1 protein-coding gene and 1 tRNA gene are annotated in these 1,780 nt (G+C 46.1%); one reads left to right on the forward strand and one right to left on the reverse strand.

The genetic code is table 11. The annotated features are described in order from the left end of the window. Nucleotides 1–50: 50 nt before the first annotated feature. Nucleotides 51–134, forward strand: a tRNA-Leu gene (locus QZX97_RS02335). A 112-nt stretch (nucleotides 135–246) separates the two neighbouring features. Here QZX97_RS02335 and QZX97_RS02340 read toward each other — a convergent pair. Then, a complete protein-coding gene (locus tag QZX97_RS02340) occupies nucleotides 247–1,683 on the reverse strand; it encodes a glycogen-binding domain-containing protein (RefSeq protein WP_295664116.1) in 1,437 nt (478 codons plus the stop codon). Nucleotides 1,684–1,780 lie beyond the last annotated feature (97 nt).

Genomic DNA, 1,780 nt, shown 5'->3' on the forward strand with positions numbered 1-1,780 from the left:
CTCGATAAGCATAATGACACAATGACCAATGACCCAATGATAATTTATAAGCCCAGGTGGCGAAATTGGTAGACGCACCATCTTGAGGGGGTGGCACTCGTAAGGGTGTGGCAGTTCGAATCTGCTCCTGGGCACAACTCTTAGTTTATTTGTTCACCGGTTCTTTTATAATGCATGCCAACGGTGGCGACAAGTCCCCGCCATCGCGACACCAATGAACTGATGAACCGATGAACTAATGACAAATCAAGGTTCCAGCCACAACACCGAATTACCCGTGCCAAACCGGTTTTGCTCCCATAGTTTGTTTGCCGGGTCGATTATCCAATTACCATCTACGATGAATTTATAGAGGTATTTGCCCGGTTTGAGGTGCAAACTGATGGTCCATTGGTCGCCCTGGTGTACCATGGTATAGCCATCATAGTCCCAATTATTAAAAGTACCGGCCAGGCGGATGGTTTTAGCGTTACCATAACCCTTCAGCGTGAAGGTATAATTTGGTTTCACCACCAGCAACGAGTTACGTTCATCACCATTTCCGTACTGACATGGATTGGTGGGGTCTGTCATCCATTTACCATCCACTATAAATTTATAACCATAATTGCCCGGGTCCATCGGCACATCGGCCCGCCATGCGTTGCCATCTTTTTTCAGCCTGAGCTCGCCCTGCCTCCACTCGTTAAACTGGCCGGCCACAAAAACATCGCGGGCATTAGCAAAACCGGGCAGTTTAAAGCTAAATACAGGCCCCAGTTGCAATATCGAGTTGATATTGCCCTTGCCATCGGCCATCATTTTGGGGTTTGCCGGGTCGGGCATCCATTTGCCATCTACCATAAAGCGGTAGGTGTGCACTGTTTCTTTTAAATAAAGCGACATTTGCCACGTTGCGCCTTGTTTTATCATCACAATTTCGTTGGCGTTCCAGTTATTGAAACTGCCCGCCACCATTACCCGTTGCGCCGCTGCATGGCCGTTCAGTTTAAACACATAATTATAACGGAAATAGATGGAGTTAAAGCCGCCGTGCCCGTCAGGTTCTTTTAGGGCGTTATCGTGGTCTTCCGTCCAGTTGCCGTTTATGATAAACTTATACAAGTGTTCGCCGGCATCCAGTTTTATATCGCTTATCCAGCCGCTGTCGGTTTTAAACATAGTGCCTTTTGAGGTGCTCCAGTTATTAAAACTACCCGAAAGCAACACTTTTTTCGCGGTAATATTTCCACGCAAAAAGAAACGGGTGTAACCACCTGGCAACTCATGCACACTTTGTCTGAAAAACTTATTGATGCCATAGCTCACATCAACCGGTATACCAGCCATGGTGCCTCCCGGCGATTGGCGGGGCAGTGTCAACATTTGGTACGAGCCGCCTTGCAGCAAAGCGGCGAGCGGCTTAATAAGCGTAATAGTTTTCTTGCCCGATTGACGTACTTCCCAACCATCCTTTAGCAATTGCGAAAACTCATTGTTAAGCAGATTATCTACGCTGATACCATGTATGTCGGCAATACGCAGAAGACTGTCTATTTCCTCTTTCTTCAATTTAAGGTCAATAGTCAGTATCATATTATCGTTCTCGATGACAAAATCGTTCCGCTGGTTTTGCGCCGCGGAGCGTTCGATGCCAAAAAGCAACAACAAAATCATCAATCCTATGTACCTTATCCCTCTCATCTGCTACTGGTCTTTACTAATGTACATATCAAATTGTTTTTTAACGAAGTTAATGGTAAAAACGCCACGAGCAAAAAAGTCGAAGCCAAGCATACCA

The organism is uncultured Mucilaginibacter sp. (assembly GCF_903893715.1).
Classification (GTDB): Bacteria; Bacteroidota; Bacteroidia; order Sphingobacteriales; family Sphingobacteriaceae; genus Mucilaginibacter.